This is a genomic window from Microbulbifer harenosus, assembly GCF_005771435.1.
Classification (GTDB): Bacteria; Pseudomonadota; Gammaproteobacteria; order Pseudomonadales; family Cellvibrionaceae; genus Microbulbifer; species Microbulbifer harenosus.
Genome location: NZ_VANI01000015.1, coordinates 1 through 24,868, shown reverse-complemented (window position 1 = coordinate 24,868; position 24,868 = coordinate 1). Strand labels below are relative to the sequence as shown.

General features: G+C 54.5%; 20 protein-coding genes. 14 read left to right on the top strand and 6 right to left on the bottom strand.

What is annotated here, in order from left to right; genetic code table 11:
• From FDY93_RS14100 to FDY93_RS14080, 5 genes are all read right to left on the bottom strand, one after another.
• Window positions 1–279: a DUF4389 domain-containing protein gene (locus tag FDY93_RS14100; RefSeq protein ID WP_138236399.1), complete on the bottom strand. Its 279-nt coding sequence runs from the start codon at window positions 277–279 to the stop codon at window positions 1–3.
• A gap of 40 nt (window positions 280–319) precedes the next feature.
• Window positions 320–1,369 (bottom strand): NAD(P)H-dependent glycerol-3-phosphate dehydrogenase, encoded by a 1,050-nt coding sequence (locus FDY93_RS14095; protein WP_138236398.1) that lies wholly within the window; start codon window positions 1,367–1,369, stop codon window positions 320–322.
• A gap of 270 nt (window positions 1,370–1,639) precedes the next feature.
• Window positions 1,640–3,556 (bottom strand): molecular chaperone HtpG, encoded by a 1,917-nt coding sequence (gene htpG / locus FDY93_RS14090; RefSeq protein ID WP_138236397.1) that lies wholly within the window; start codon window positions 3,554–3,556, stop codon window positions 1,640–1,642.
• A gap of 120 nt (window positions 3,557–3,676) precedes the next feature.
• A complete protein-coding gene (locus FDY93_RS14085; RefSeq protein WP_246068587.1) occupies window positions 3,677–4,954 on the bottom strand; it encodes a serine hydrolase domain-containing protein in 1,278 nt (425 codons plus the stop codon).
• A 404-nt stretch (window positions 4,955–5,358) separates the two neighbouring features.
• A complete protein-coding gene (locus FDY93_RS14080) occupies window positions 5,359–5,961 on the bottom strand; it encodes a peroxiredoxin (protein WP_138236396.1) in 603 nt (200 codons plus the stop codon).
• Window positions 5,962–6,328: 367 nt separating this feature from the next.
• Here FDY93_RS14080 and FDY93_RS14075 point away from each other — a divergent pair, with 367 nt between their 5' ends.
• The 3 genes from FDY93_RS14075 (at window position 6,329) to bfr (ending at window position 8,942) form a co-directional block, all read left to right on the top strand.
• On the top strand, window positions 6,329–6,541 hold the full coding sequence (locus tag FDY93_RS14075; RefSeq protein WP_138236395.1) for a bacterioferritin-associated ferredoxin: 213 nt from the start codon (window positions 6,329–6,331) through the stop codon (window positions 6,539–6,541).
• Window positions 6,542–6,745: 204 nt separating this feature from the next.
• On the top strand, window positions 6,746–8,062 hold the full coding sequence (locus tag FDY93_RS14070) for a DUF2254 domain-containing protein (RefSeq protein ID WP_138236394.1): 1,317 nt from the start codon (window positions 6,746–6,748) through the stop codon (window positions 8,060–8,062).
• A gap of 397 nt (window positions 8,063–8,459) precedes the next feature.
• Entirely contained in the window at window positions 8,460–8,942 is a 483-nt protein-coding gene (bfr, locus tag FDY93_RS14065; RefSeq protein WP_138236393.1) for a bacterioferritin, read from the top strand.
• Window positions 8,943–9,098: 156 nt separating this feature from the next.
• Here bfr and grxD read toward each other — a convergent pair whose 3' ends face one another.
• Complete coding sequence (grxD, locus tag FDY93_RS14060; protein WP_105101507.1) at window positions 9,099–9,431, bottom strand: Grx4 family monothiol glutaredoxin; 333 nt, start codon at window positions 9,429–9,431, stop codon at window positions 9,099–9,101.
• Between the two features lie 243 nt (window positions 9,432–9,674).
• On the opposite strand from grxD, the gene FDY93_RS14055 reads away from it, so the two are divergent.
• The 11 genes from FDY93_RS14055 to FDY93_RS14005 all read left to right on the top strand — a co-directional run bounded on the left by FDY93_RS14055 (window position 9,675) and on the right by FDY93_RS14005 (window position 24,669).
• The gene (locus FDY93_RS14055) at window positions 9,675–10,862 is read left to right on the top strand and encodes an aspartate aminotransferase family protein (protein ID WP_171018991.1); all 1,188 of its coding nucleotides are present in this window, start codon (window positions 9,675–9,677) and stop codon (window positions 10,860–10,862) included.
• A gap of 17 nt (window positions 10,863–10,879) precedes the next feature.
• On the top strand, window positions 10,880–11,794 hold the full coding sequence (gene argF, locus FDY93_RS14050) for an ornithine carbamoyltransferase (RefSeq protein WP_138236392.1): 915 nt from the start codon (window positions 10,880–10,882) through the stop codon (window positions 11,792–11,794).
• A gap of 811 nt (window positions 11,795–12,605) precedes the next feature.
• Complete coding sequence (locus FDY93_RS14045; protein ID WP_138236391.1) at window positions 12,606–15,572, top strand: ribonucleoside-diphosphate reductase subunit alpha; 2,967 nt, start codon at window positions 12,606–12,608, stop codon at window positions 15,570–15,572.
• A 320-nt stretch (window positions 15,573–15,892) separates the two neighbouring features.
• On the top strand, window positions 15,893–17,194 hold the full coding sequence (locus FDY93_RS14040; RefSeq protein WP_138236390.1) for a ribonucleotide-diphosphate reductase subunit beta: 1,302 nt from the start codon (window positions 15,893–15,895) through the stop codon (window positions 17,192–17,194).
• A 178-nt stretch (window positions 17,195–17,372) separates the two neighbouring features.
• The gene (locus FDY93_RS14035) at window positions 17,373–19,910 is read left to right on the top strand and encodes a toll/interleukin-1 receptor domain-containing protein (protein ID WP_138236389.1); all 2,538 of its coding nucleotides are present in this window, start codon (window positions 17,373–17,375) and stop codon (window positions 19,908–19,910) included.
• 68 nt (window positions 19,911–19,978) lie between these two features.
• Window positions 19,979–20,695: an NYN domain-containing protein gene (locus FDY93_RS14030; RefSeq protein WP_138236388.1), complete on the top strand. Its 717-nt coding sequence runs from the start codon at window positions 19,979–19,981 to the stop codon at window positions 20,693–20,695.
• Between the two features lie 385 nt (window positions 20,696–21,080).
• Window positions 21,081–21,473 carry a VOC family protein gene (locus FDY93_RS14025; RefSeq protein WP_138236387.1) on the top strand — a complete coding sequence of 131 codons (393 nt, stop codon included), beginning with the start codon at window positions 21,081–21,083 and terminating at the stop codon, window positions 21,471–21,473.
• A gap of 264 nt (window positions 21,474–21,737) precedes the next feature.
• Window positions 21,738–22,478: a response regulator gene (locus FDY93_RS14020; protein ID WP_220446204.1), complete on the top strand. Its 741-nt coding sequence runs from the start codon at window positions 21,738–21,740 to the stop codon at window positions 22,476–22,478.
• 199 nt (window positions 22,479–22,677) lie between these two features.
• Entirely contained in the window at window positions 22,678–23,103 is a 426-nt protein-coding gene (locus tag FDY93_RS19505; protein ID WP_171018990.1) for a hypothetical protein, read from the top strand.
• Between the two features lie 529 nt (window positions 23,104–23,632).
• Window positions 23,633–24,190, top strand: a complete 558-nt coding sequence (locus tag FDY93_RS14010; protein WP_138236386.1) for a dihydrofolate reductase family protein — start codon at window positions 23,633–23,635, stop codon at window positions 24,188–24,190.
• 71 nt (window positions 24,191–24,261) lie between these two features.
• A complete protein-coding gene (locus FDY93_RS14005) occupies window positions 24,262–24,669 on the top strand; it encodes a GFA family protein (RefSeq protein ID WP_138236385.1) in 408 nt (135 codons plus the stop codon).
• The last annotated feature ends 199 nt before the right edge of the window (window positions 24,670–24,868 follow it).

Below are 24,868 nucleotides of genomic sequence, written 5' to 3'. Positions count from 1 at the left end.
TCAGTCCTGCGGCCACTCCGAAAACGGGAAAGGCTTTTCTTCCGTGTTGTAAATCAGGAACTGCAGGGTCTGGTAAATATAGGATGCAATCTGATTGCCGAGCTGGCGAAGGTTGTCGTTCGGCCCGCCAGATACAATCGCGAAAAGAAATTGCAGGACGATGGTCGCCAGCATTACGACCCCGGCCACTTCCAGCAGTATGACAAACATCACCATGAACACCAGCCGCAGCCAGTGATCGGTCGACGTCAGGTTGCGCTTTATTTGTTCGTTATCCATCGGTAGTTCCGTATTCAGGGGTTCCGCTCGGGAAATCCACTCAGGGTTTGGCCGAATAAGCCACATCAAAGGTCTGCGCCCCGGACATCAGTTCACGAATGACCGTGGGGATCGGGGTACCTTCAAATAATATGGCGTGAATTGCGGAAACCAAGGGCATGTAAACGCCCAGTTCGTCCGCTTTCGCCTTAATCAGACGAACGGTGTTTACGCCCTCGGCCACCTGGCCGATCTCCGCCACCGCGTCATCCAGTTTTTTGCCCTTGCCCACCAGGTAACCCACCCGGTAGTTGCGGCTCAGGTCCGACGAGCAAGTGAGGATCAGGTCGCCAACGCCGGCAAGACCGATAAAGGTCATGGGATCTGCGCCCACTGCTTCGGCAAAACGCATCATTTCCGCAAGTGCGCGGGTGATCAGAAGGCTGATTGTATTCTGGCCACGCCCCAGTGCGACCGCCATACCGGTGACAATCGCGTAAATGTTTTTCAACGCCCCCGCCAGCTCCACGCCGAACACATCGTTGCTGGAATAGACGCGAAAGGTCTCCGAGTGCAGTACTTTCTGGATGGTGGTACAGAGAGACTCGTCTTCGCTCGCAATCACGGTGGCGGTGTAGTGGCCGGCGACGATCTCCTTGGCAAAATTGGGGCCGCTCAGCACCCCCACGCGCATGCCCTCGGTTTCCTCCCGCAGGATATCGCTCATCAGATGAAAGCGGTCGTGCTCTACGCCCTTGGTCAGGGAAATCAGCATGGTTCCGGGTGCCAGTACGGGTGCCGCACGGTGCATTACCTCGCGGAAGGACCCGCTGGGAATGGCGACAAACACGATCTGGCAACCGCACACGGCCGCCTCCAGGTCACTGGTGACCCTGAGCCCGGGATCGAGGGCAACGCCCGGCAAGTAGCACTGGTTTTCCCGATTGGCCATACAGGCTTCGGCGCGTTCCGCGTCGCGCATCCACTGCCGGGTATCGTGGCCGTTACCAGCGACGATATTGGCAATCGCCGTACCGAAGCTGCCGCCGCCAAGTACCGCAACGGTGTAGCGGGATTCAGGGGCGCTTGAAGTTACTTCTTTCTGGGTCATAACGCTCTGTGATTCTTGCTTTGCAGCGGGGGATTATACGGAGGCGGATGCCGGCACCCAACGACCGAGGAGAAATTTGATCGTTTTTGCCAAGTTCACCGTGATTTGTCACCGTTTCAGCGTCATTTCGTGCAAAAAAGTGGTTAGCAGATAATCAATTAGCAAATATAGCGCAGTGCGTTGGGTCTGCCGCGCAGGAGGGATGGGAAAGACAATCAGGAGGGCAGCACCGGCCGGGCGCTGTGCCCGGCCGGTGCGAAAGCGGGAAACTCAGCGATTGAGCTCCAGCAGCAGTGCATTCAAACGGCGCACATAGTCCGCCGGATCCTCCAGCTGGTTGCCTGCCGCCAGATTGGCCTGATCCAGCAGGATGTTGGTGAGATCCGCGAAGCGGTCCTCGTCCTGCTCCTGATCCAGGCGCTGCACCAGCGGATGGTTGGGGTTCAATTCAAAGATCGGCTTGGCATCCGGCAGGGTCTGACCGGCCTGCTCCAGGATACGGCGCATCTGCAGGCCCATATCGTTGTCGCTGGCCACCAGACAGGCGGGAGAATCCACCAGACGGGTGGTCGCGCGCACCTCTTCCACGCGGCTCGCCAGCACTTCTTTGACCCGCTCTACCAGAGCGCCCGCCTCTTTTTCGACTTTTTCGCGCTCGGCCTTGTCGTCGGCATTTTCTGCATCGCCCAGATCCAGCGCGCCCTTGGCCACGTCCTGGAACTGCTTGCCGTCAAACTCGCGCATATGGCCGACAAACCACTCGTCCACCTGGTCGGTGAGCAGTAATACCTCGATGCCCTTCTTGCGGAAGACCTCGAGATAAGGTGAGGACTTAGCGGTGGCGAAATTGTCCGCGCACACGTAATAGATATGCTTCTGGCCGTCTTTCATGCGGCCAACGTACGCTTCCAGCGACTGATCCTGCTTGGCGTTGTCGGTGTGGGTGGAAGAGAAGCGCAGCAGCTTGGCGATTTTTTCGCGGTTGGCAAAATCTTCCGCCGGCCCCTCTTTCATCACAGAACCAAACAGATCCCAGAACTTCTGGTATTCGTCCGCATCCTTGCTCGCCAGCTTGTCGAGCATGTCCAGCACACGCTTGGTGAGCGCGCTCTTGATGGCGTCGGTATTCTGGTCTTTCTGCAGGATCTCGCGGGAGACGTTCAGCGGCAGATCGTTGGAATCGAGCACCCCTTTGACGAAGCGCAGGTACAGCGGCAGGAACTGCTCCGCGTCGTCCATGATGAAGGTGCGCTGCACGTACAGTTTGAGGCCGCGGGCGGCGTCGCGCTGATACAGATCGAACGGCGCGCGCGCGGGGATATACAGCAGGCTGGTGTAATCCAGCTTGCCTTCCACACGGTTGTGGCTCCAGGTGAGCGGATCGTCGAAGTCGTGGGAGATGTGCTTGTAGAACTCCTTGTACTCCTCGGACTTCAGCTCCGAGCGCGGACGGGTCCACAGGGCCTGGGCGGCGTTGACCGCTTCAAATTCCGGGGCCTTGTCCTCTTGCTTGTCCGTATCCTCACCGAAGTTGTGCTCTTCTTTCAGCATTTCTACCGGGATGGCGATATGGTCGGAGTACTTCTTGATGATGGAGCGCAGGCGCCAGCCGTCGGCGTATTCCTGGGCCTCGTCCTTCAAGTGCAGCACCACGCGGGTACCGCGGTTCGGCCACTCCACATTTTCCACCGAGTACTCGGCCTCGCCGCTGCACTCCCAGTGCACGCCCTGGCTGGCGTCGAGCCCGGCGCGGCGGGTGAACACGTCCACCTTGTCGGCGACGATAAACGCGGAGTAGAAACCCACCCCAAACTGGCCGATCAGATGCGCGTCTTTCTTCTGGTCGCCGGAGAGGTTCTGCATGAAATTGGCGGTGCCGGAGCGGGCGATGGTGCCGAGGTTCTCAATCACTTCATCGCGGCTCATGCCGATGCCGTTGTCGGTGATGCTGAGGGTGCGGGCATCCTTGTCGAATTCGATGCGGATGCGCAGGTCCGGGTCCTCTTCCAGCAACTCAGGCTTGGAGAGCGCCTCAAAACGCAGCTTGTCGGCGGCGTCGGATGCGTTGGAAACCAGCTCGCGCAGGAAAATCTCCTTGTTGGAGTAGAGCGAGTGGATCATCAAGTGCAGCAGCTGTTTGGCTTCGGTCTGGAAACCGTGGCGTTCTTTATGCGCCTCTACAGTCATGGGTCAGTTCTCCCCTAAATCAGATCAACGTCAAGACTGGGGATATTGGGCCGGCCGGCACCTTTTCAAGCGCCGGCCGGTGATTGACTGCACACGGATTTGGGGGAAGAAACGGTGGGATTACTTTTTCGCCGCGGTGATGGCGTGTACCAGCTTGCCCCGGCCGGTGATATCGGCGATGAAATTGCCGGTGAGATCCGAGATAACGCGAGACTCCGCATTCATCAGGATCGCGATGCCCACCTTGCGTTTTTCTGAGTAGGCGACGGCCGCGCGGAAGCCCGCCACCCAGCCGCCGTGAAACACGATGCGATCGTCACCCACGGTGTAGAGCCGCCAGCCGAGTCCATAACCGGCGTGGTCAATATAGTCACGCCAGATACGGTGCCGCATATGGCGGCGGGTCTCCACCCGCTCGGTGGTGAGATCGCTGATCACCTCCCGCGACAGCACCTCGGGGTAGTATCCCATCTGCGCCTTCAGCCACTGGGCCATATCGCTGATACTGGCATTCACTCCGGCCGCGGGTGCCGCCAGATAGTATTCTTTCTCCACTTTTACCGGGCGCCAGCCGTTGCCGGTCTGTACATGGGGCGCGGCGCGATTGCTCGCCGCCATAAACGCTTCCCAGCCGAGGGAGGCGTCCTCCATCTGCAAGGGGACAAAAAAGCGGTCTTTCAGCTGCCGGCTGTAAGGCACGCCGGTGGCCTTCTGGATGACCTCTTCAATCAGGCTGAACAATACATTCTGGTAGCCGTAGCACTGGCCCGGTTCGCAGTTGGGGTCGATGGTGGAAAACATCGGCAGGATCTTGGACAGAGGCCGGTTGTCTTCCAGGTAGTTGTCGTAGGCGTTGGGCGTCAGCCCCGACGAGTGACTCAGCAGGTGCTGCACCTGCAACTTCATCGACAGCGCCGGGGTCTTGAAGCTGAGTTCCGGCACATAGCGTACGACCTTGTCGCCCCAGCTGAACTTGTGCTCGTGCTCAAGCACCGCGGCCATACTGGCGGCAAAGGTTTTGGACACCGACGCCAGCCGGAACACGGTATGGTTGGTGACCGCTTCTTGCTTGCCCTTCACGCGGACACCGAAGGTATCCATCGCCACCACCTGGTCGCGGTCCACGATCACATAGGCGGCGCCGGGAATGCCGTGTTGTTTCAATATCTGGCGGAAGTAACGATCAAACTCGCGGGCACTGGACTCAACGCTCCGGCTGACGGACTTGCCGCCCTCACGCGCGGACTTATCCCCTGCCGTCGCGTCCGCAGCGGTCACGGTATGCGCGACGGAGAGCAGCACCAGCAACACCAGTGGCGGCAGCAGTCCGCCAGCAACAGGCTGGAACATGTCCCGAATACGGTTGGATACGCCCTGAATCACCTTGAAATACACCATATGCCGTACTGCAGACCACCGCGACAACGACGCTCCCCGAACCCGGGTCAGACCGGAGCCCCGTGAAAAACGCTATCGGATGTTGTGGGAAAACCTGTATGTAAGACTAGCAGCCCGCACAAAAATTCTCGGGCGGCACCCTTACTTGCCATCGCCTCAATCCTCTCACAACGTCACCGGTTGATCGGACGGATCAAACGACCACCGCACCGACTTGGCCGGGATTGTAATAAAACTGGAACAAACGCGCACATTAGCCGATTTTTCAACCGGTATCACCGGGTTTGCCCGGGCTGATTCCGGAACGCGGCGATTCGCGGGCGAAAAAAAACCGCCGTAAGGCGGTTTTCTTTGACCGAGGAAGCCGCATGGCTTCCCGGTCAGCGTAGCGCACGCAACAAGACTTACAGCTTGTCGGCATTCTCGCTCAGGTACGCAGCCACACCCGCCGGAGAGGCGTTCATGCCCTTGTCACCTTCCTGCCAGCCAGCCGGGCAGACTTCGCCGTGCTCCTGGTGGAACGCCAGCGCGTCAACCATGCGCAGCATCTCGTCAACGTTGCGGCCCAGCGGCAGATCGTTGACCACCTGGTGACGCACAACACCTTCTTCGTCGATCAGGAAGGAACCGCGGAAAGCGACACCGCCTTCGGACTCAACGTCGTAGGCCTGGCAGATTTCGTGTTTTACGTCGGCAACCAGAGTGTACTTAACCGGGCCGATACCACCGTCGTTTACCGGGGTGTTGCGCCAGGCGTTGTGGGAGAACTGGGAGTCGATGGAAACACCGATCACCTCAACACCGCGCTTTTTGAACTCTTCAAAGCGGTGGTCGAATGCGATCAACTCAGAAGGACATACAAAGGTGAAGTCCAGCGGGTAAAAGAAGACCACAGCCTTCTTGCCTTTGATTGCCTCGGCCAGGTTGAAGGTGTCAACGATCTCGCCGTTGCCCAGTACCGCGGCCGCAGTGAAATCCGGAGCGGGCTTGCCTACTAATACAGCCATGAGAACCTCCTCAGTGAGATGGGTATAACGTTATGGAAATGGTCAATTTATAACCAATGGCTATAAATTGATTAAAGATTGATAGTGGGCCGCTATCTTACACAGGGCTTTATGCCAGTCCCATTAAATTTTTATATAAATCCAATAGCTGGCGCTCCTCACCACCTGCGGCGCGTTTCTCTCCCGCCCAGCCAAAGCGGTGCCGACTCTTCAGTCAGCCGAAAGCCCCAATCCCCCCTACCAGACTGTGCACCGCCGGCTAGAATAAATTTTGAGCGATCGCATAATCTTATTGACACACATTCTCATTACCAATAAGATCCACATCCGTTCAAGAGTTGATTGTTTTTGCGCCAGGGTCACCGCGATGTACGTATGTATCTGTAAAGGCATCACTGACAGCCAGATCAAAGAGGCCGTGTACGACGGCTCCACCTCGGTCAAAGCCCTGCGCCGTCATCTGGGCGTATCCTCACAGTGCGGTCGCTGTGCAGAACTGACCCAGGAAATCATCGACGAGACCATGGCAGGCGGCGTAATGGCCACAGCCAACAGCGCGCTCTTTTATTCCGCCGGCTGATTCCAGCTTCAAGGGGCTATGGCGGCTAGCCTTCGATACCTGCCAACAGCGAGCCCTCCCGCAACGTAGCCCCCCTCCCTGACACCCCACTCTTCCGGACCGCCGTCCGCCGACGTATAAACTTTTCCTCCGATTGCAGATCATTCTCCGCGTGACCGACTAGGCTTTTATTGGCCCTGATTGCGCGAGCCTGACATCCCGACCATGAAACACCAGCTGCTGCATTTGTCTGAACGCCTCCGCGCCAGCTTCTGGGTGGTCCCGGCGCTGATGATGATTGTCGCCCTGCTACTGGCGCAGGGTCTGCTCGCCGCCGACCGCATATGGGAGATCGACCACCTGCCCGGCTTTGGCTGGCTCAGACTGCGCGACCCGGATAGTGCGCGCGCCCTGCTGGGCGCCATTGCCAGCTCCACCATCACCGTGGCCGGCACGGTGTTTTCCATCACCACCGTCGCCCTCACCCTGGCCTCCAACCAGTTTGGCCCGCGCCTGGTGCGCAACTTCATCCGCGACCGCGGCACTCAGGCCTCCCTTGGCATTTTTCTCAGCACCTTTGTGTATGCGCTGATGAGCATGCGCGGCATCGGGTCAGACACCACGGAACATCGCCACACCTTGACCGTAACGGTTGCCCTGCTGCTGGCGCTCGGATGTATCGCCTTTCTGATTTATTTCATCCACAACGTTGCCCAATCCATCCAGGTGGACAACATCACCTATCACATCAACCGCGAGTTCCGCTCTGCGCTTGAGTCTATTTACCCCCGCGAAGAAGCGAGAAATCGCCGCAACAGCCGCTGCGACCTGCGCACACTGCAACTCGGCGACGACAGCCTCAGTGTGCGCACACAGAAAGAAGGCTATGTGCAGATCATCGACCGCCAGGCACTGATCGACTGGGCAACCAAGCACGAGTGCCGTATTCAGCTGTTGTGCCATCCGGGAATTTTTGCCTTCCACTGGAGTATTGTCGCCCGGGTTTACGATCCACCCCGCAACCTCGACAGCCAGGACATCGCCAGGGCAATTCTCAGCACGATCACTCTGGGCCCCCAGGCAACCGCGGAGCAGGACATCATTTTTTCTGTTCGCCAGCTTGCGCAGATCGCGGTGCGCGCGCTGTCTCCCGGCATCAACGATCCGTTTACCGCCTACGCCTGTATCGACAGACTGGTGGACGGTATGGGCGTTGTGCTGCAGCGGCCACAGCTTCCCAACTGTTTTCACGATGACCAGGAACAATTGCGGCTAGTGGTCAATGAACTGGACTTCACCGACGTGCTGGCGGCCGCACTGGATGAAATCCGCGAGTACGGACGCTCCAGTGGCGTCGTTATGCGCCACCTGATCGGCGCGCTCATTGAGCTGGCGGAAATCTGCTCCCGCCGGGAAGACTGCAGGGCATTGAGCGCTTTGGTCAAGCGACTGGCGGAAGACTGCGAAAATTGCATCGACGACAGATTTGATATCGCCACAATCCAAAAACAGCTGTCAGTCATGCGCCGGGCACTGGAGTAAATGGATTTTGTCGCCGTTCTTTATACACACCTCTTAGCAGCTCTCCCCACCTTATGAATTCGTTGCGGCAAAAGAATTTCATTTTTTGCTTACAGTCTGCGACCGCGCAAACAAATCAAATGGCAATCATTCTCGTTGTAGTTTTCGGCCTTTTTCCCGTTAATTTTCGTGCTTTTTTGCCTGCAAAATAAGTGGCACGGCAACCTTGACTTGCCACAGAGCGCAACGCAAACTCACCTCGCCAGCCATTTGTGGCCCTACAATTGTGGGCAGACAGGGACGTCGAGAATCGTTTGAGACGCCCGGCACGCAACTCGCATTTTCGCAAATCGCAACCGGTACTCAGACCGTTTCAGACAATGTTCCCAGGGCGTCCCCGGGGTGAAAGGAGAAAACAATGAAAGGCGATCCCAAAGTCATCGAGCACTTGAACAAAGCACTGGGCAATGAACTAATTGCCATCAACCAGTACTTCCTGCACTCGCGCATGTTCAAGGACTGGGGCCTGAAAGAGCTGGCCGACAAGGAATACCACGAGTCCATCGACGAGATGAAGCATGCCGACTGGCTGATCGAGCGGATTCTGTTTCTCGAGGGCATCCCCAACCTGCAACACCTGGGCAAATTGCTGATCGGAGAAAACACCGAGGAAATGCTCAAGTGCGATCTCAAGCTGGAACAGAAGGCCATTCCGGAACTGCGCGACGGTATCGCCTACTGCGAATCCGTGCGCGACTACGGCAGCCGCGAACTGCTGCAGCGCATTCTCGATTCCGAAGAGGAACATGTGGACTGGCTGGAAACCCAGCTGGGCCTGATCGACAAGGTGGGCATCCAGAACTATCTGCAGTCACAGATGGAAAAAGCCTCCGAGGAATAACCCTTATTTTGTAGGAGCCTGCTTGCAGGCGAACCAATGGTGCAGAATCCGGTTCGCCTGCAAGCAGGCTCCTACAGAAAAATCCGGGCACAAAAAAACCGCGAAAACTCGCGGTTTTTTTGTGCCCGGGAAACGAGCCCCGGGTAACAGCAACGATTACTCGCCCTGCTCCGCGCCTTTGGCCGCTTCTTCGATCAGGGTCTTCAGCTCGCCGTTCTCATACATTTCCATGATGATGTCGCAGCCGCCGATCAGCTCGCCCTTCACCCACAGCTGCGGGAAGGTCGGCCAGTTGGCGTACTTCGGCAGCTCCTGACGGATGTCCGGGTTAGCCAGAATGTCCACGTAGGCAAAGCGCTGGCCGCAGGCCATGATCGCCTGGGAGGCGCGCATGGAGAAGCCACACTGGGGCGCGTTGGGGCTGCCTTTCATATAAAGCAGAATGTCGTTGTCCGCGATCTGCTGTTTGATGTTTTCCAGAGTATCCATAGTGGAAGCTAACCTCGGGTTGGGAAATGTCCGACGCGGGCCTCAGCCGGCGTCATGCCGTCTTGAATGCGCGCATTGTACCCGATTCCCCTTTTCGCGCACGTCCCGCAAATGCACTGGTGGTGCCGTAGCGCGGCTGTGCTAGTATTGCCGGCTTTCCGGGGAAATTGCTGCCAGAGTGTGTCTTCGACGCATTTTCTGCGGTTTCCCTTACTTTGGCCCACCGACAGAGGAGATATCGCAGTGGCCACTCCCGCACTTATGCAGAACTACGGTAACAGAACCCTGACCCTGGTCAGAGGTGAAGGCAATTACGTGTGGGACGATGCGGGCCGACGTTATCTCGACGCACTCTCCGGTGTCGCCGTGTGCGGCCTCGGCCACTGCCACCCGGCGGTCACCGAGGCCATCGAGCAACAGGCCAACACCCTGCTGCACACCTCCAATCTGTACAACCTCCCGCCCCAGGAAAAGCTGGCGGAGAAGCTTGTGGCGCTGTCCGGCATGGACAACGTGTTCTTCTCCAATTCCGGCGCGGAAGCCAATGAGGCGGCCATTAAACTGGCGCGCCGGCTGGGCAACGAGCGCGGCTTCGCCGTCCCGAAGATTGTCGTGACCGAGGGGGCATTCCACGGCCGTACCCTCGCCACCCTCACCGCCACTGGCAACCCCAAGGTGCAGATCGGTTTTGCCCCCCTGACCGAAGGTTTCCTGCGGGTGCCGTATAACGACGTGGCGGCCATCGAAAAACTCGCCGCCGAGCACAACGATATCGTCGCCATTCTGGTGGAGCCGGTGCAGGGCGAAGGCGGTATCCGCATCCCCGACGCCGATTACCTGCCGCGCCTGCGCGCCCTGTGCGACCAGCAGGACTGGTTCCTGATGCTGGACGAAATCCAGACCGCCAACGGCCGCACCGGCAAAATGTTCGCCTACCAGCACTTCGGCGACCTGCTGCCGGACGTGGTGACCACCGCTAAAGGCCTCGGCAACGGCGTGCCCATCGGCGCCTGCCTGGCTCGCGGCAAAGCGGCGGAACTGTTCACCGCCGGCAGCCACGGCTCCACCTTCGGCGGCAATCCGCTGGCGTGCAGCGCCGGCCTCGCCGTAATGGAGACCCTCGAGAGCCACTGGCTGCTGGAGCGCGCGGAAAAGCTCGGCAGCGACCTGCTGGCTCAGCTGAAAAGCGAGCTGGAGGGCTGCGCCCAGGTAAAAGACGTGCGCGGCCTCGGCCTGCTGGTGGGTATCGAACTGGATCGCCCCTGCGCGGAACTGGTGGACCAGGCCCGCGCCGAGGGCCTGCTGATTAATGTCACCGCCGGCAATGTAGTGCGTCTGCTGCCGCCGCTGACCCTGACGGACGACGAGTGCCGCCAGATCGCCACCACCGTCGCCAGACTGGTGCGCAACTTTGCCCCACAGGACGCCTGATTTACGGAGGAACCCCTATGGCAGTCAGACACTTTCTCACCCTGCTTGATCTGAGTAAGGAAGAGCTGCGCGCGGTCATCGAGCGCGCCATCGAACTTAAAGCCCTGCGCAACCAGGGCGTTACCAGCGAGCCTTTCCGCAACAAGGTGCTGGGGATGATCTTCGAAAAAGCCTCCACCCGCACCCGGGTGTCTTTTGAGGCCGGCATGGCACAGATGGGCGGCCACGCCCTGTTCCTGTCGCCGCGCGACACCCAATTGGGCCGCGGCGAGCCGGTTGAAGACAGCGCGCGCGTCATCTCGCGCATGGTGGACATGGTCATGATCCGCACCTTCGGCCACGAGATCCTCGAGCGCTTCGCCGAGTTCAGCAAGGTGCCGGTGATCAACGCCCTGTCCGACAGCTACCACCCCTGCCAGCTGCTGGCGGACCTGCAGACGTATTTCGAGCATCGCGGCAGCCCGGAGGGCAAGGTGGTGGCCTGGGTGGGTGACGGCAATAACATGTGCAACTCCTACATCAGCGCCGCGCGCCAGTTTGATTTCGAACTGCGCATCGCCTGCCCCGAGGGCTACGATCCGGACCCGGCCATCGTCGCCGCCGCCGGCAACCGCGTTACCGTGGTGCGCAGACCAGAAGATGCGGTGCGCGGTGCCGACTGGGTTGCCACCGACGTGTGGGCCTCCATGGGCCAGGAGGACGAACAGCGGATTCGCATGAAGGCGTTTGCGGGCTACCTGGTGAACCACGAGCTAATGAGCCACGCCAACCGCGACGCGGTTTTCATGCACTGCCTGCCCGCTCACCGCGGCGAGGAAGTGAGCGGTGAACTGCTGGAAGACGAATCCATCTCCGTGGTCTGGGACGAAGCGGAAAACCGCCTGCACGCGCAGAAAGCCCTGATGGAGTTCCTGCTGGACAACAGTAACTGACCGTTATTGTCCGCCCAATGCGAAGAGGCGCCGGAATCTACCGGCGCCTCTTTTTTGATCACGAATGCCGCGCAAATTTCGACCTGTCGGTACCTCTTTGCACAGGGAATAACCAGGCCCAAATTATTATTGCCACGCTTAATTTGGGACCTCGTTACTATTAAAAAATATTCTTAGAAAAACCGCGCGGTCGTCCAATCTGATCACTTTTCATACCCGCCCAGTAACGGCGGGCGCTGCAGACCGGGAATAAACCACGCCGCACCGCCTACCCACAAATTATCCACAAGTAACCCCGAAGTTATCCGCCTTGAATTAGCCTCCCAATCGCATTATCTTGTTGGTCATTCGAGATCGGACCCCAATATATTGGGTTTGAGGGCGAATCAGCCCCCAACATCTTCTAGGGAAAGCGGCGCAGGGCGCCCAGGACCCACCACAAGATATTGTGTCCGACCGCTATCGCACCAACTAGGCCAGACCTGTACACAGCCCGTGTCAGGGCACCGGAGCGGTGGATAAGTGCTTGCCGGCAGCGCGCCGGGCATATCCACAGGCAATCCGGCAACAGGGTGCCCCTGAGTTTCAGACGCAGTATCAAGCAGTACCCCAACAAGAGTTACCCGAGCGGCGCCCCGGCACCGCCGCCGCTGCTTGTGTCTGTTGTCTGAAGAACCCCGGGAAAGCAGGAAGGCCCGGCACTGGTAAGCGAGCGCAGATATTTTCCGGCCACAAGCCGACACATCCAAAAGACCAACGCAAAAACCAGGCAAGTCACACTCGACGCGCACACAGAACTACGGAGAAATTCATGCACACAGAGACAGGGCGCCCCCAGTCTGTGCCAAATGGCACTACCAAGGATTCGGTAACAGACCAGGCCAGCAGCAACACCACCCTGGCTGCCACTGCCCCCGGTCAGATCCGCGTGATCAAACGCAACGGCACTGTTGTCCCCTACGACGACAGCAAAATCTCCGTAGCCGTTACCAAAGCCTTCCTCGCCGTTGAAGGCGGCACCGCTGCTGCTTCCCGCCGCATCCGCGAGCGCGTGGCCGACCTGGTTGCCCAGATCAGCGCCACCTTCAAGCGCCGTATGCCGTCCGGCGGCACCATCCACATCGAGGAAATCCAGGACCAGGTAGAGCTGGAACTGATGCGCGCCGGTGAGCACAAGATTGCCCGCGACTACGTGCTCTACCGCGAAGAGCACGCGCGCCTGCGCGCCGAGAAAGAAAAGCAGAAAACCGCCGGCGCCGAACCCGCCGATGCCCATCCGAGCATTCGCGTCCCCTCTATTCGGGTAAAACGGGAAGACGGCTCCCTGGTAGCGCTGGACATGGAGCGCCTGCGCACCATCGTGCGCGAAGCCTGTGAAGGCCTGACCGACGTCGACGGCGAACTGATCCTGCGCGAAGCCCTGAAAAACCTGTACGACGGTGTGTCTGAAACCGACATCAACACCGCACTGGTGATCACCGCGCGCACCCTGGTGGAACAGGAGCCCAACTACACCTACGCCACCGCCTTCCTGCTGCTCGACAAACTGCGCGCCGAAGCCCTGCGCTTCCTCGGTGTGGCCGAGTCCGCCACCCAGAAAGAAATGGAAACCTTCTACAAACCGGCGCTGGCCGCCTATGTGGAAAAAGGTATCGCGCTGGAACTGCTGGACCCGGCCCTCGCCAGCTTCGATCTGGAGCGCCTGGGCGACGCCATCAAACCCGAGTGCGATCACCAGTTCACCTATCTCGGCCTGCAGACCCTGTACGACCGCTACTTCCTGCACTCCGACGAAGTGCGCTTCGAACTGCCTCAGATTTTCTTCATGCGCGTGGCCATGGGCCTCGCCATCAACGAACAAGACCCGAACGCGCGCGCGATTGAGTTCTACAACCTGCTGAGCTCTTTCGACTACATGAGCTCCACCCCGACCCTGTTCAACGCCGGTACCCTGCGCCCGCAGCTGTCCTCCTGCTACCTGACCACCGTGCCGGACGACCTGCACGGTATCTACGGTGCCATCCAGGACAACGCCATGCTGTCCAAATGGGCCGGCGGCCTGGGCAACGACTGGACGCCGGTGCGCTCACTGGGTTCTTACATCAAGGGCACCAACGGCAAATCCCAGGGTGTTGTGCCCTTCCTGAAAGTGGCCAACGATACCGCGGTAGCGGTCAACCAGGGCGGCAAGCGCAAAGGCGCCGTGTGTGCCTACCTGGAAACCTGGCACCTGGACATCGAGGAATTCCTCGAGCTGCGCAAGAACACCGGTGACGACCGCCGCCGCACCCACGACATGAACACCGCCAACTGGGTGCCCGACCTGTTCATGAAGCGCGTGTTCGAAGACAAGGAGTGGACCCTGTTCTCTCCGGCCGATACCCCGGACCTGCACGACCTGTTCGGCGACAAATTCGAAGAGCGTTACAACCACTACGAACAACTGGTGGCCGAAGGCAAACTGAAGCTGCACAAAAAAGTGCGCGCGGTAGACCTGTGGCGCAAGATGCTGGGCATGCTGTTTGAAACCGGCCACCCCTGGATCACCTTCAAGGACGCCTGCAACCTGCGCAGCCCGCAGCAGCACGCCGGTGTGGTACACAGCTCCAACCTGTGCACCGAAATCACCCTGAACACCAAGGCCAACGACGAAATCGCCGTGTGCAACCTGGGCTCCGTGAACCTGTCCCAGCACATTGGTGAAGACGGCAAGCTCGACATGGGCAAGCTGGAAAGCACCGTGAAAACCGCCGTGCGCATGCTCGATAACGTCATCGACATCAACTACTACTCGGTGGAAACCGCGCGCCAGTCCAACATGCGCCACCGCCCCGTGGGCCTGGGCCTGATGGGCTTCCAGGACGCGCTGTACAAGGCCGGCATCTCCTACTCCAGCGATGAAGCCGTACAGTTCGCCGACACCACCATGGAAGCGATCAGCTACTACGCCATCTCAACCTCCAGTGATCTGGCGGCCGAGCGCGGCGCTTACAGCAGCTACAAAGGCTCCCTGTGGAGCCAGGGCATACTGCCAATCGACTCCATCGAAATTCTGGCCAAGAACCGCGGCGAGCAGTTTATCGACCAGGACACCAGCAGCACCCTCGACTGGAGCCTAGTGCGCGAGAAAGTCGCCAGCCAGGGCATGCGCAACTCCAACGTGATGGCCATCGCCCCGACCGCGACCATCGCCAACATCACCGGTGTGTCCCAGTCCATCGAGCCCACGTACCAGAACCTGTACGTGAAATCGAACCTGTCTGGCGAATTCACCGTGGTGAACCCCTACCTGGTACACGACCTGAAAGCCCGTGGCCTGTGGGACAAAGTGATGGTCAACGACCTCAAGTACTACGAGGGCTCGGTGCAGAAGATCGACCGCATCCCGGAAGATCTCAAAGCCAAGTACGCCACCGCGTTTGAAGTGGAACCGCGCTGGATCGTCGACGCCGCCAGCCGCCGCCAGAAGTGGATCGATCAGGCCCAGTCCCTGAACCTCTACATCGCCGGCGCCAACGGCAAGAAACTGGACCTGACCTACCGCATGGCGTGGTACCGCGGCCTGAAAACCACCTACTACTTGCGCGCACTGGCCGCCACCACCACGGAAAAATCCACCGTGACCAGTGGCACCCTGAACGCCGTCAGCGCCGGTGGCGCCCCCGCCGCCAGCGCCGCCCCGGCCGCTCCGCAAGCCTCGGTTCAACAAGAGCCAGTCCCGGCCGCAGTGCCCCAGGCCTGCTCCCTGGACGACCCAGACTGCGAAGCCTGCCAGTAAAAATGTAGGAGCCTGCTGTGACCGCCATGGATGGCGGAAATGCAGATTTTGCAGGAGCAAAAAATCTGCCAGGCGAACCGAGAGCCTCCAAGGCTCTCGGCAAGAACCCAAAAGACTCTCGGGGGAGAGCAACCGCACGAGCCTGTTTTCACAAACAGCACTCGCGCACCAAGACCATAAGCGCCGCCCCGGCACCGGCCCCGACACACTCAAAGAAGAGTCCGGGCCCGGTCCGGGCGCAGGTCGCACGACACACAGATTGAAGATCCCCTGCCGCTACAAACGGCACGGGAATTGCTCAGGAAAGATAAGGGGAAGTCATGCTCAGCTGGGACGATTTCGAAGCACCAAAAGCCAAAACCACCGAACCGCAACCGGTGCCGGGCGCACTGCAATCCGAGCAGCAGGCAGTCACCGAACCCGGCGCAGCCTATCAATCAGGCAGCGCCAGCAGTGCCCCGGCACCGACCGCGGCCCAGAGCCAGGAAAATGCAGATTCCAGATCCTCAGCAACTGCCGCAGCGCCCTCTTCCGCCGTAGAAGCCGCGCGCGCCGCCGTTGCCGACCTGGACCCGGCCCCGGGCCTCGAAGAACTGGAAATGGGCGCTGCCCGTATCCAGGTCGACGAAAAGCGCATCATCAACTGCCGCGCCGACCTCAACCAGCTGGTACCGTTCAAGTACGACTGGGCCTGGCAGAAATACCTCGACGGCTGCGCCAACCACTGGATGCCGCAGGAAGTAAACATGAACAAAGACGTGTCCATGTGGAAAGACCCCAACGGTCTGACCGAGGACGAGCGTCGTATCGTGGAATACTCCCTGGGTTACTTCTCCACCGCCGACTCCCTGGTAGCCAACAACCTGGTGCTGGCCATCTACCGCCACATCACCAACCCGGAATGCCGCCAGTACATCCTGCGCCAGTCGTTTGAAGAAGCCATCCATACCCACGCCTACCAGTACTGTGTAGAGTCACTGGGCATGGACGAAGGCGAAGTCTTCAACATGTACCGCGAAGTCCCGAGCGTCGCCAAGAAAGCCGCGTGGAGCCTGTCGCACACCCAGTCCATCGGCGACCCCACCTTTAAAACCGGTACACCGGAAACCGACCAGGAACTGCTGCGCAACCTGATCGCGTTCTACGCCGTTACCGAAGGTATCTTCTTCTACTGCGGCTTCACCCAGATCCTGTCCATGGGCCGCCGCAACAAAATGACCGGCGTTGCCGAGCAGTTCCAGTACATCCTGCGCGACGAGTCCATGCACCTCAACTTCGGCATCGACGTCATCAACCAGATCAAACTGGAAAACCCGCACCTGTGGACCGAAGCGTTCAAGCAGGAAGTGACCCAGATGATCCTCGAAGGTATGGAACTCGAAGTGGCCTACGCCCGCGACACCATGCCCCGCGGCGTACTCGGCATGAACGCAGCCATGATGGAGGAATACCTCCACTTCATCGCCAACCGTCGCTTGAGCCAGCTCGGCCTGAAAGAACAGTTCCCCGGCGCCCAGAACCCCTTCCCCTGGATGTCCGAAATCATGGACCTGCGCAAGGAGAAGAACTTCTTCGAAACGCGGGTAATCGAATACCAGACTGGCGGTGCGCTGCAGTGGTAAACCACTAAATGCATCGACTGTAGAAAAGGATTTACTACAACGAAGAGTCGCTCACAGGAAGAGAGGTATTGAAGCGGGCGAAAGCCCGCTTTTTTTATGTAGTTGACGATGCAAATTTCTGAGCAGCAGTAGTTCTACCTAATCGTTTCGAAGTTATAGAGAAGAAGAAAATAGAGACATGTCAAAAAAAGTATTCATAAGCTATTCCCACAAAGACGAACATCATCGCGAAACGCTTGAAGAACATCTATCGTTACTCCAACGAAATGGTCACATCTCAGTCTGGCACGACCGGAAAATCACTCCCGGCGAGGAGTGGGCGGGATCAATTGATTCCAACCTTGAGGCCGCAGATATAATAATATTTCTAGTCAGCTCTAGCTTTTTAGCGTCCTCCTACTGTCAGGATATCGAGGTTTCTCGCGCACTAAAGAAGTACGAAAACAAAGAAGCAACTGTTATTTCAATTATTGTACGCCCATGCCACTGGCACGATAGTGGACTATCGAAACTGCAAGCCGTGCCAAAAGACGCAAAAGCAATTACAGAGTGGGAAAACGAAGATGCCGCTTGGGTAGATGCTATTAGTGGGTTAAAGCAACATATATCCGATTTCAAATCACAAAAAAGCATTCAACCAAAAGCCCTTTCAAACGACAAAATAGCACCCACCCCATTCATTTTGGAGTGGACTAACGACACAGAAATTAAGCTAACACATAGAAAAGTAAACAAAATCACGCTTTCTGATATTTATGTGGCTCCAGACATGGAACTAGAAAGTGATAATGACGATGACCCAATAAAAATAAAAAGTACATCAGAGCTAGCAAAGTCCCCAAGTCACAAAATCATATTCGGGGAAGAACAGCAAGGAAAGACCTCACTATTAAAGCACCTCTTCATAGAGCTACTTAAAGAGAGTTATATCCCAATATATCTTGACGCCAATAACATCAAGACTTCAAAGATTGACGAAAACTTACGCCCAGAGATTGAACGGCAGTATCAAAATCTAGACTACGAAACTTTTTTGTCAGCTAAAAATACAGCGGTCCTCATAGACAACATAGATGATATCTCTTTAAACGCAAAATTTAGAAACATCTTTATAAAAAACTTGAGCGAAAGCTTTGGTTTTATTTTGTTTACTTGTCATACATCATTTTCATATGTTGCCAACGACATTCCAGCGTTCGACAACTACATGACCTGCGAATTACTTGGGCTAGGAAACATAAAAAGAGAAGAAATTGTCCAAAAATGGATTTCCCTGGGAGAAGAGGAGAACATCGACGAATTTGAGCTCTACTCAAACTGTGATGAGCTAAAGTCCAGGTTAGACACCGTAATCAAAAGAAATATTGTCCCCCCAAAGCCGATTTATGTACTAATGCTTCTACAAATGTTCGAAGCAAATAGCGGCCTCAATCTTGAATTGACATCATATGGACATTGCTATCAACAATTAATCTACCAATCTTTCGATAAAGCAAAAATCAACAAGTTAGACTTCGATAAGTACTTAAACGTTTTAACGGAGCTATCATGGTTGATTTTTACAAATGATTCAGACCCGAATGATTCGGAATTGAAATCCTTTTTTGAAAGATATTGTGAAGAATTCCTTCCTGTAGACCAGAGAGAAGTAACAAAAAAACTTACTGACCACTCAATTCTTTGCCAAAAACGAGCAACCATAGGATTTAAATATCCATATATTTACTATTTTTTTGTCGCAAAGAAAATAGCTGAATCTTACGCTGACAACCAAAAAACTAGAGAAGCTGTAGAAACCCTGCTTGAGTCACTACACAGGGAAGATTATGCGAACATCCTTATCTTTATTACCCATCACACTAAAGACTCATGGGTTCTAAACAAAATAAATAATGTTTTGGAATCTCTTTTTGAAAAGAACCAAAAGGCTACTCTCGATAAAAACCAATTGAGCTTTATGAATGATTTCATAAAGCAAATACCAGAATTGATTATCGAACAACGAGAAATACAAAAAGAACGCGATGAACACAACAGAAAACTTGATGAAATAGAAAGAAAAAGCCAAGACGAAATAACAGAAGCCGACGACATTTTAGCGAACATAAACAAAACTTTTAAAGGTATGGAAATAGCCGGCCAGATTATCCGGAATCGCCACTCTTCACTGAAGAGAAACGTGATTTATGATCTGGCTAAATCTGGAACGTCAACTGGGCTACGTTTTTTAGAGTATTTCATAAAAATTTCTGAATCATCAAAAAAAGAAGTTGTGAAAATAATAGCTAACTATCTAACGGATAAGCCAGACTTATCAGACAAGGAAATCGAAAGGCACGCAGAGCACGCATATTTACATCTAACATATGGCGTAATAAATGGCGTAATCAAAAAAATAGGTGCATCAATTGGTTCCCGGGAAGCGCTTGAAATCTATTCAGCACTGGAAACAGATACCAAAACCCCTGCATACAATTTAATAAGGCAGGCAATCGAACTACAGTTTAATAAAACCCTAAAAACAGAAAGTATCGAAAGCACAGCGGAGAAGCTAAAGGACAACCCTGTATGTAAACGCATCTTGAAGGAAATGGTGATTCAGCACACCTACATGTTCCCCGTAGACTATAAAACAAAGCAACAATTATCCGAAAGGCTTGGGATTTCTGTTCAAGGACAAAGGCTCATGGACCAAAGAAAGCGAGGAAAAGGTTAGAAAATCGGTATCAGAGTAAAGATTTGACGCACCGACCTCCCACAATTCAATATACCCTTGGATTTAAGATGGACGAAATCAAGCAGAAGATTGCCCTTTTCATCGACGCGGACAATGCCCCCGCAGGCAAGTTCGAGGATGTCCTGAGCGAGGTCGCGAAATACGGGGTGGTCACCATTCGCAAGGCCTACGGCAACTGGAAATCACCCACACTCAGGGGCTGGGAAGAACTGCTGCACGAACACGCTATCCAGCCGGTGCAGCAGTATGACCTGACCAAGGGCAAGAACGCCTCCGATATCGCGCTGGTGATCGATGCGATGGATGTGATGTACACCAAAGACATCGACGTGATGTGCTTTATCTCCTCGGACTGTGACTTTACCCCGATGGTGACCAGGGCCCTGGCGGAGGGCAAGGTGGTGCTCGGGTTTGGCGAGCGCAAGACACCGCCGCCGTTCGTGAATGCCTGCTCCAAGTTCCTGTTCCTCGACAAATCAGACGTGGTCAAGGAAGACAACGGTGAAAAGCCCAAGAACATCAAATCGGATACCAAACTGATTACCCTGCTGCGCCAGGCCATTGAGGCCACCGAAGACGATGATGGCTGGGCGGTACTCGGCGCCGTCGGTTCCAACATCTCCAACCGTACCTCTTTCGACTGCCGCAATTACGGCTTCAAGAACCTGAGCAGCCTGTTCCGCGCCATCGACCTTTTCGAACTGAAGTGGGGCCCGGGCAAATCCTACCTGGTCAGGGATGCAAGAAAAAGCAAAAAGAGCTGATCGATTCGCGGCGAGCGTATTGAGGGTTGAGACGGAGTCCTTTTCAGCTATGAGCGTGGCGGAGGTATCCAACAATGCTTCAAGTGAAACGCCCCCTGCAGGCAAGATCGAAGATGTCCTGAGCGGAGTTACGAAGTATCCGTCCGCAAGCCCTATGATAATTGGAAATCATCCACACTGGGAGCAGGAAAGAGCTACTGTACAAACGTGGGATCGAGCCAGTGCAGCAATATGACCTGAGCAAGTCCAACATTGCACTGTGACGATGCGATGGATGTAATGTACACCAAGGATATGGACATGATACGTTTTATATCCTCGGACTGTGATTCTTGCGATGCCATATAATAGCGAAAGAAAATTCAACTGATACAGGATACAAGCTATGTTTAATCACATCATGGTAGGTTCGAACGATATTGAACGTTCGAAGAATTTCTACGATGCCGTACTTGGCACACTCGGAGTAGGTGAACCACTGCGCAACAAAGCAGGCTCAGGCCATATCCGGCTCTTCTATCGCCACGATGGCAACACCTTCTGTGTCACAGAGCCAATAGATGGCAAAGAGGCAGCTCCCGCAAATGGAGGTACTATTGCCTTCAAATGTAACTCACCCGAACAAGTTCAAGAATTTCATGATACAGCGGTTGCACATGGCGGGCAGACGGTTGAAGAACCGCCAGGCCTGCGCGAGAGCAGCTTGGGTGCAATGTATCTTGCCTACGTTCGCGATCCTGATGGAAACAAGCTCTGCGCAATCTATCGCGTGAAATAAATCTATCAGCCAACATGGATTATTCACGCCCAACCAAACGAGAAACCCGGGCAATTTAAAGCATTAAAATATCTTGGAACCACGGAAGGACCTGGTCTAGATCGTCCAGAAGTTCAACTTTTCATTACAGCGGGTAGTGTAAATGTCATCTTAGGGTTTCTCTTCGCCAACAAATGAATATCACATATTTTGGGAAGCACTGTGAACGATGCATTCTTGATCACTTCCAGCTGACCATTATCTGACGGAGAAAAGGAGCAAGGAGTGAATATTCTAATTGCAGAAGACGATCAGATGATCCAAGTGGCTCATCGAATGGCCATGAAAAGCTTTGGATTCAAATTTGATATGGCATCAAATGGAAAGCAGGCCGTAGATTTTGCCAGGAAAAATCAAGGTAAATACGATTGCTGCCTTATGGATGTCAATATGCCAGAGATGAGCGGTATTGAAGCCACGAGAGTAATAAGAAAAATCAGCAGCTACTTTCCTATACTGGCGTTAACAGCCAATGAATCCCACAGAGAAGCATGCTTTGCAGCAGGAGTGGATGATTTCGCTAAAAAACCGTGTTCGTTAAATGAATTGTTCGATAGAATCAAGAAGTTGTCAGTAAAGTCATATAGACTCATAACCAAGTCAAGCAGTTTCGGTGTGAAAGAGGTGATGCCAGTGGACAAGCAACAAGCTGAAGAACTAAGAGAGCTTGCAAGAAAAAACTTGTGCAAAATGGTTTTGTTCGAAAACCCCAATCGAGCATTGATTGTGCACAAAAATACTATAAATAAAATTTCCCATGATTTTAACGTAAAGGGCCAGCTGCTTACTACGTTTCTTAACCGAGACGAAGACAAACCAACGTTATGCCATCTTTTCAAAGAGAGTAGCAATCTGTTGCCACAGACTCTACTTACCGAAGATGATTTTAATAATATGCTGGAAGCTGAAGATCGCGAGTTGAGTGCATATCCCGCGCTATCACTGAAATCGACGAATGAAGAATAGAATCATCTTACATTAGCAGGGCCTCCTTCCAAGGACAGCTTATCTCGTGCACGTTTTGCGCGCTTCGCTGCGACCCCATTATCGAGCACAAGGTAAGCTGCCCTGCTGGCGGCGTTAGTCCTTCATGAATATTCGAGTATCTACATTACTACTGACAACAATATTGTCTTCTTGTGTTTCTCAAGAGATGAGAAAGGACGTGTTACAGACCGCATACGGCAATGAAATAGATTTCTTCGGTGGTATCACATTTTTAACCGGCCCATGGTATGCCCAAGGTTCTGAGTATGGCTATCACATAAATGATGGAGTGCTCTATATAGCTCACGCAACGGAAGATGGTCATGATAAGCACATTGTAAAAATATCAGATTGTCGAGAAATTGAAGAAGGTATTAAAGAGGTAGAGCGGGCTATATTTGAAACATCTGAGATAGCTGCGGGCATTAAAAAGACATCTGTTTCAGATATCATCATAATGGATGGCCCAAGCTACCGATTAGAGTATTACTCCCCCAAAATCAGTGGCTCTATTATCTTTGAAGGTGACGCGAATAGCATTTTTGTTTCACCTTGGGTAAATGCGGCGCTGAAAATTGGAGACATAGCCGATGCTTGTGAATGAGGTAACAAACGCATGTTGTTCGCCCCTTCGGGCTGGGACCTCTCGTCCACTGCGCTTCACTACGCCCCCGAAATGAGGGCCTTAGGCTAATAAAGTTATGAAGTTCACCTTTGTACTTAAAGAAGATATCTTGGAGGTGTGTGCTGCGGCAGCCTGCATTTATTCCGCGTATTTTGCATGGCACCTTCAAGAGCCATTTGGCATAGTATTCGTCTTATTGTTCGGTGTAGGCGCAGCATATTTCTACCTGAAAAAAAACAATGCCAGGTGGTGCGCTAAGTGCGATACCTTGATGACATATGGCACTGAACCATCACAATCGAGCAATGACTTCGAAGTCGTCTACACATGTAAGAAATGTGGAAATAAAAATAGAGCTGGAATCGAAACAGAAAATCCGAGCCGATAGCTTATCTCTCTCAGAAAGCCCGACAAAATGTTCAAACCGTTCGCCTCGCTCACTGGGACGGGCTAAAGCCCACCCCTTCACCAAATGTTAGGCAAATATAATCAGCAGATGAAGCACACAATGAAAACTCAATATTACACAGCCACAAGTCTTGACGGATTTCTCGCGACGGAAGATGACTCACTTGATTGGCTTTTCCCTCTTGGAGATCTTGACAATTCTAGCTATCCAGAATTCATATCCGAAGTAGGTGCCTTGGCTATGGGGTCAGCAACCTATGAATGGATGGTACGTAATGCCGATCAGGTCGCTAGAGAGACAGGCTCACCGTGGCCATACAGCCAACCTGCATGGATATTCTCTAGTCGTAAGCTGCCTGTGATTGATGGCGCAGATACCCATTTTGCAAATGGAGATGTCCATCAAGTTCATAGAGAAATGAGAATCGCCGCTAAGGATAAGAACATTTGGATTGTGGGCGGTGGCGATCTGGCTGGTCAGTTCTATGACGCTGGCTTGCTGGATGAAGTTATTGTCCAGATTGGCTCTGCCACTCTTGGTAAAGGGAAACCACTTTTTCCCCGTCGTGTTCTGGGCCCAACACTACAGCTCATTTCCGTTCGCCAGATGGGGGTAGGCATGGCTGAGTTACGTTATGTAGTGCATAAAAGTGATTAGAGAGAGTGGCCATACAAGTCAAGCCGCGGTTGATTGCCGCGTTAGCGATAGACAGAAATTCGGAGATATAAATGAAGTATCCGATAAAAGGATCGTGTCAATGCGGAAGTGTAACGTATCAGTTACTCTCTGATCCTCTGATGGTTGTAGCGTGCCACTGCAAAGAATGTCAAAAACTATCAACAAGCGCGTTTAGCATAACTGCGATTGTAGACACTGACACGGTCGAATTTCAGGGCGATATGACTGAATGGAGTAGAGTCGCAGATAGCGGCAATATAAATGGGGCAAAATTTTGTCCAACGTGTGGAAATCGAATATACCACTTCGACCCAAAGGAACCGGGAAAAATCAAGTTAAAACCCTCAAATTTATCAGATACCAGCATTATTAAACCGACCGCTCATGTTTGGATAAGCGAGAAGCAAGACTGGTATTCCTTACCAGAAGGCGTAGCGGTATATGAAAAGCAGCCCTAACTCAGCCATCACTAACAAGCGCATATTGTTCGCCGCATAAAATACATACGTCTAGGACAACTACGCTGTCGCTTCGCCACCCCAAAGTACAGGCGTTAGATGACCAAGGGAACCTCTGATTAAGCCCCCGAATTCCGGTAAAATAGCCTAAACCCAACTTCGTGCCTAATCCAATGTCTCAATTGACCTTTGCAGAAGC

What these genes read in the sequence shown, in the direction of transcription:
- FDY93_RS14100 (WP_138236399.1), bottom strand. Translation starts at nt 279, where the DNA reads ATGGATAACGAACAAATAAAGCGCAACCTGACGTCGACCGATCACTGG.
- FDY93_RS14075 (WP_138236395.1), top strand. Translation starts at nt 6,329, where the DNA reads ATGTACGTATGTATCTGTAAAGGCATCACTGACAGCCAGATCAAAGAG.
- FDY93_RS14070 (WP_138236394.1), top strand. Translation starts at nt 6,746, where the DNA reads ATGAAACACCAGCTGCTGCATTTGTCTGAACGCCTCCGCGCCAGCTTC.
- FDY93_RS14040 (WP_138236390.1), top strand. Translation starts at nt 15,893, where the DNA reads ATGCTCAGCTGGGACGATTTCGAAGCACCAAAAGCCAAAACCACCGAA.
- FDY93_RS14095 (WP_138236398.1), bottom strand. Translation starts at nt 1,369, where the DNA reads ATGACCCAGAAAGAAGTAACTTCAAGCGCCCCTGAATCCCGCTACACC.
- FDY93_RS14030 (WP_138236388.1), top strand. Translation starts at nt 19,979, where the DNA reads ATGGACGAAATCAAGCAGAAGATTGCCCTTTTCATCGACGCGGACAAT.
- FDY93_RS14005 (WP_138236385.1), top strand. Translation starts at nt 24,262, where the DNA reads ATGAAGTATCCGATAAAAGGATCGTGTCAATGCGGAAGTGTAACGTAT.
- grxD (WP_105101507.1), bottom strand. Translation starts at nt 9,431, where the DNA reads ATGGATACTCTGGAAAACATCAAACAGCAGATCGCGGACAACGACATT.
- htpG (WP_138236397.1), bottom strand. Translation starts at nt 3,556, where the DNA reads ATGACTGTAGAGGCGCATAAAGAACGCCACGGTTTCCAGACCGAAGCC.
- FDY93_RS14010 (WP_138236386.1), top strand. Translation starts at nt 23,633, where the DNA reads ATGAAAACTCAATATTACACAGCCACAAGTCTTGACGGATTTCTCGCG.
- argF (WP_138236392.1), top strand. Translation starts at nt 10,880, where the DNA reads ATGGCAGTCAGACACTTTCTCACCCTGCTTGATCTGAGTAAGGAAGAG.
- FDY93_RS14025 (WP_138236387.1), top strand. Translation starts at nt 21,081, where the DNA reads ATGTTTAATCACATCATGGTAGGTTCGAACGATATTGAACGTTCGAAG.
- FDY93_RS14035 (WP_138236389.1), top strand. Translation starts at nt 17,373, where the DNA reads ATGTCAAAAAAAGTATTCATAAGCTATTCCCACAAAGACGAACATCAT.
- FDY93_RS14045 (WP_138236391.1), top strand. Translation starts at nt 12,606, where the DNA reads ATGCACACAGAGACAGGGCGCCCCCAGTCTGTGCCAAATGGCACTACC.
- FDY93_RS14085 (WP_246068587.1), bottom strand. Translation starts at nt 4,954, where the DNA reads ATGGTGTATTTCAAGGTGATTCAGGGCGTATCCAACCGTATTCGGGAC.
- bfr (WP_138236393.1), top strand. Translation starts at nt 8,460, where the DNA reads ATGAAAGGCGATCCCAAAGTCATCGAGCACTTGAACAAAGCACTGGGC.
- FDY93_RS14080 (WP_138236396.1), bottom strand. Translation starts at nt 5,961, where the DNA reads ATGGCTGTATTAGTAGGCAAGCCCGCTCCGGATTTCACTGCGGCCGCG.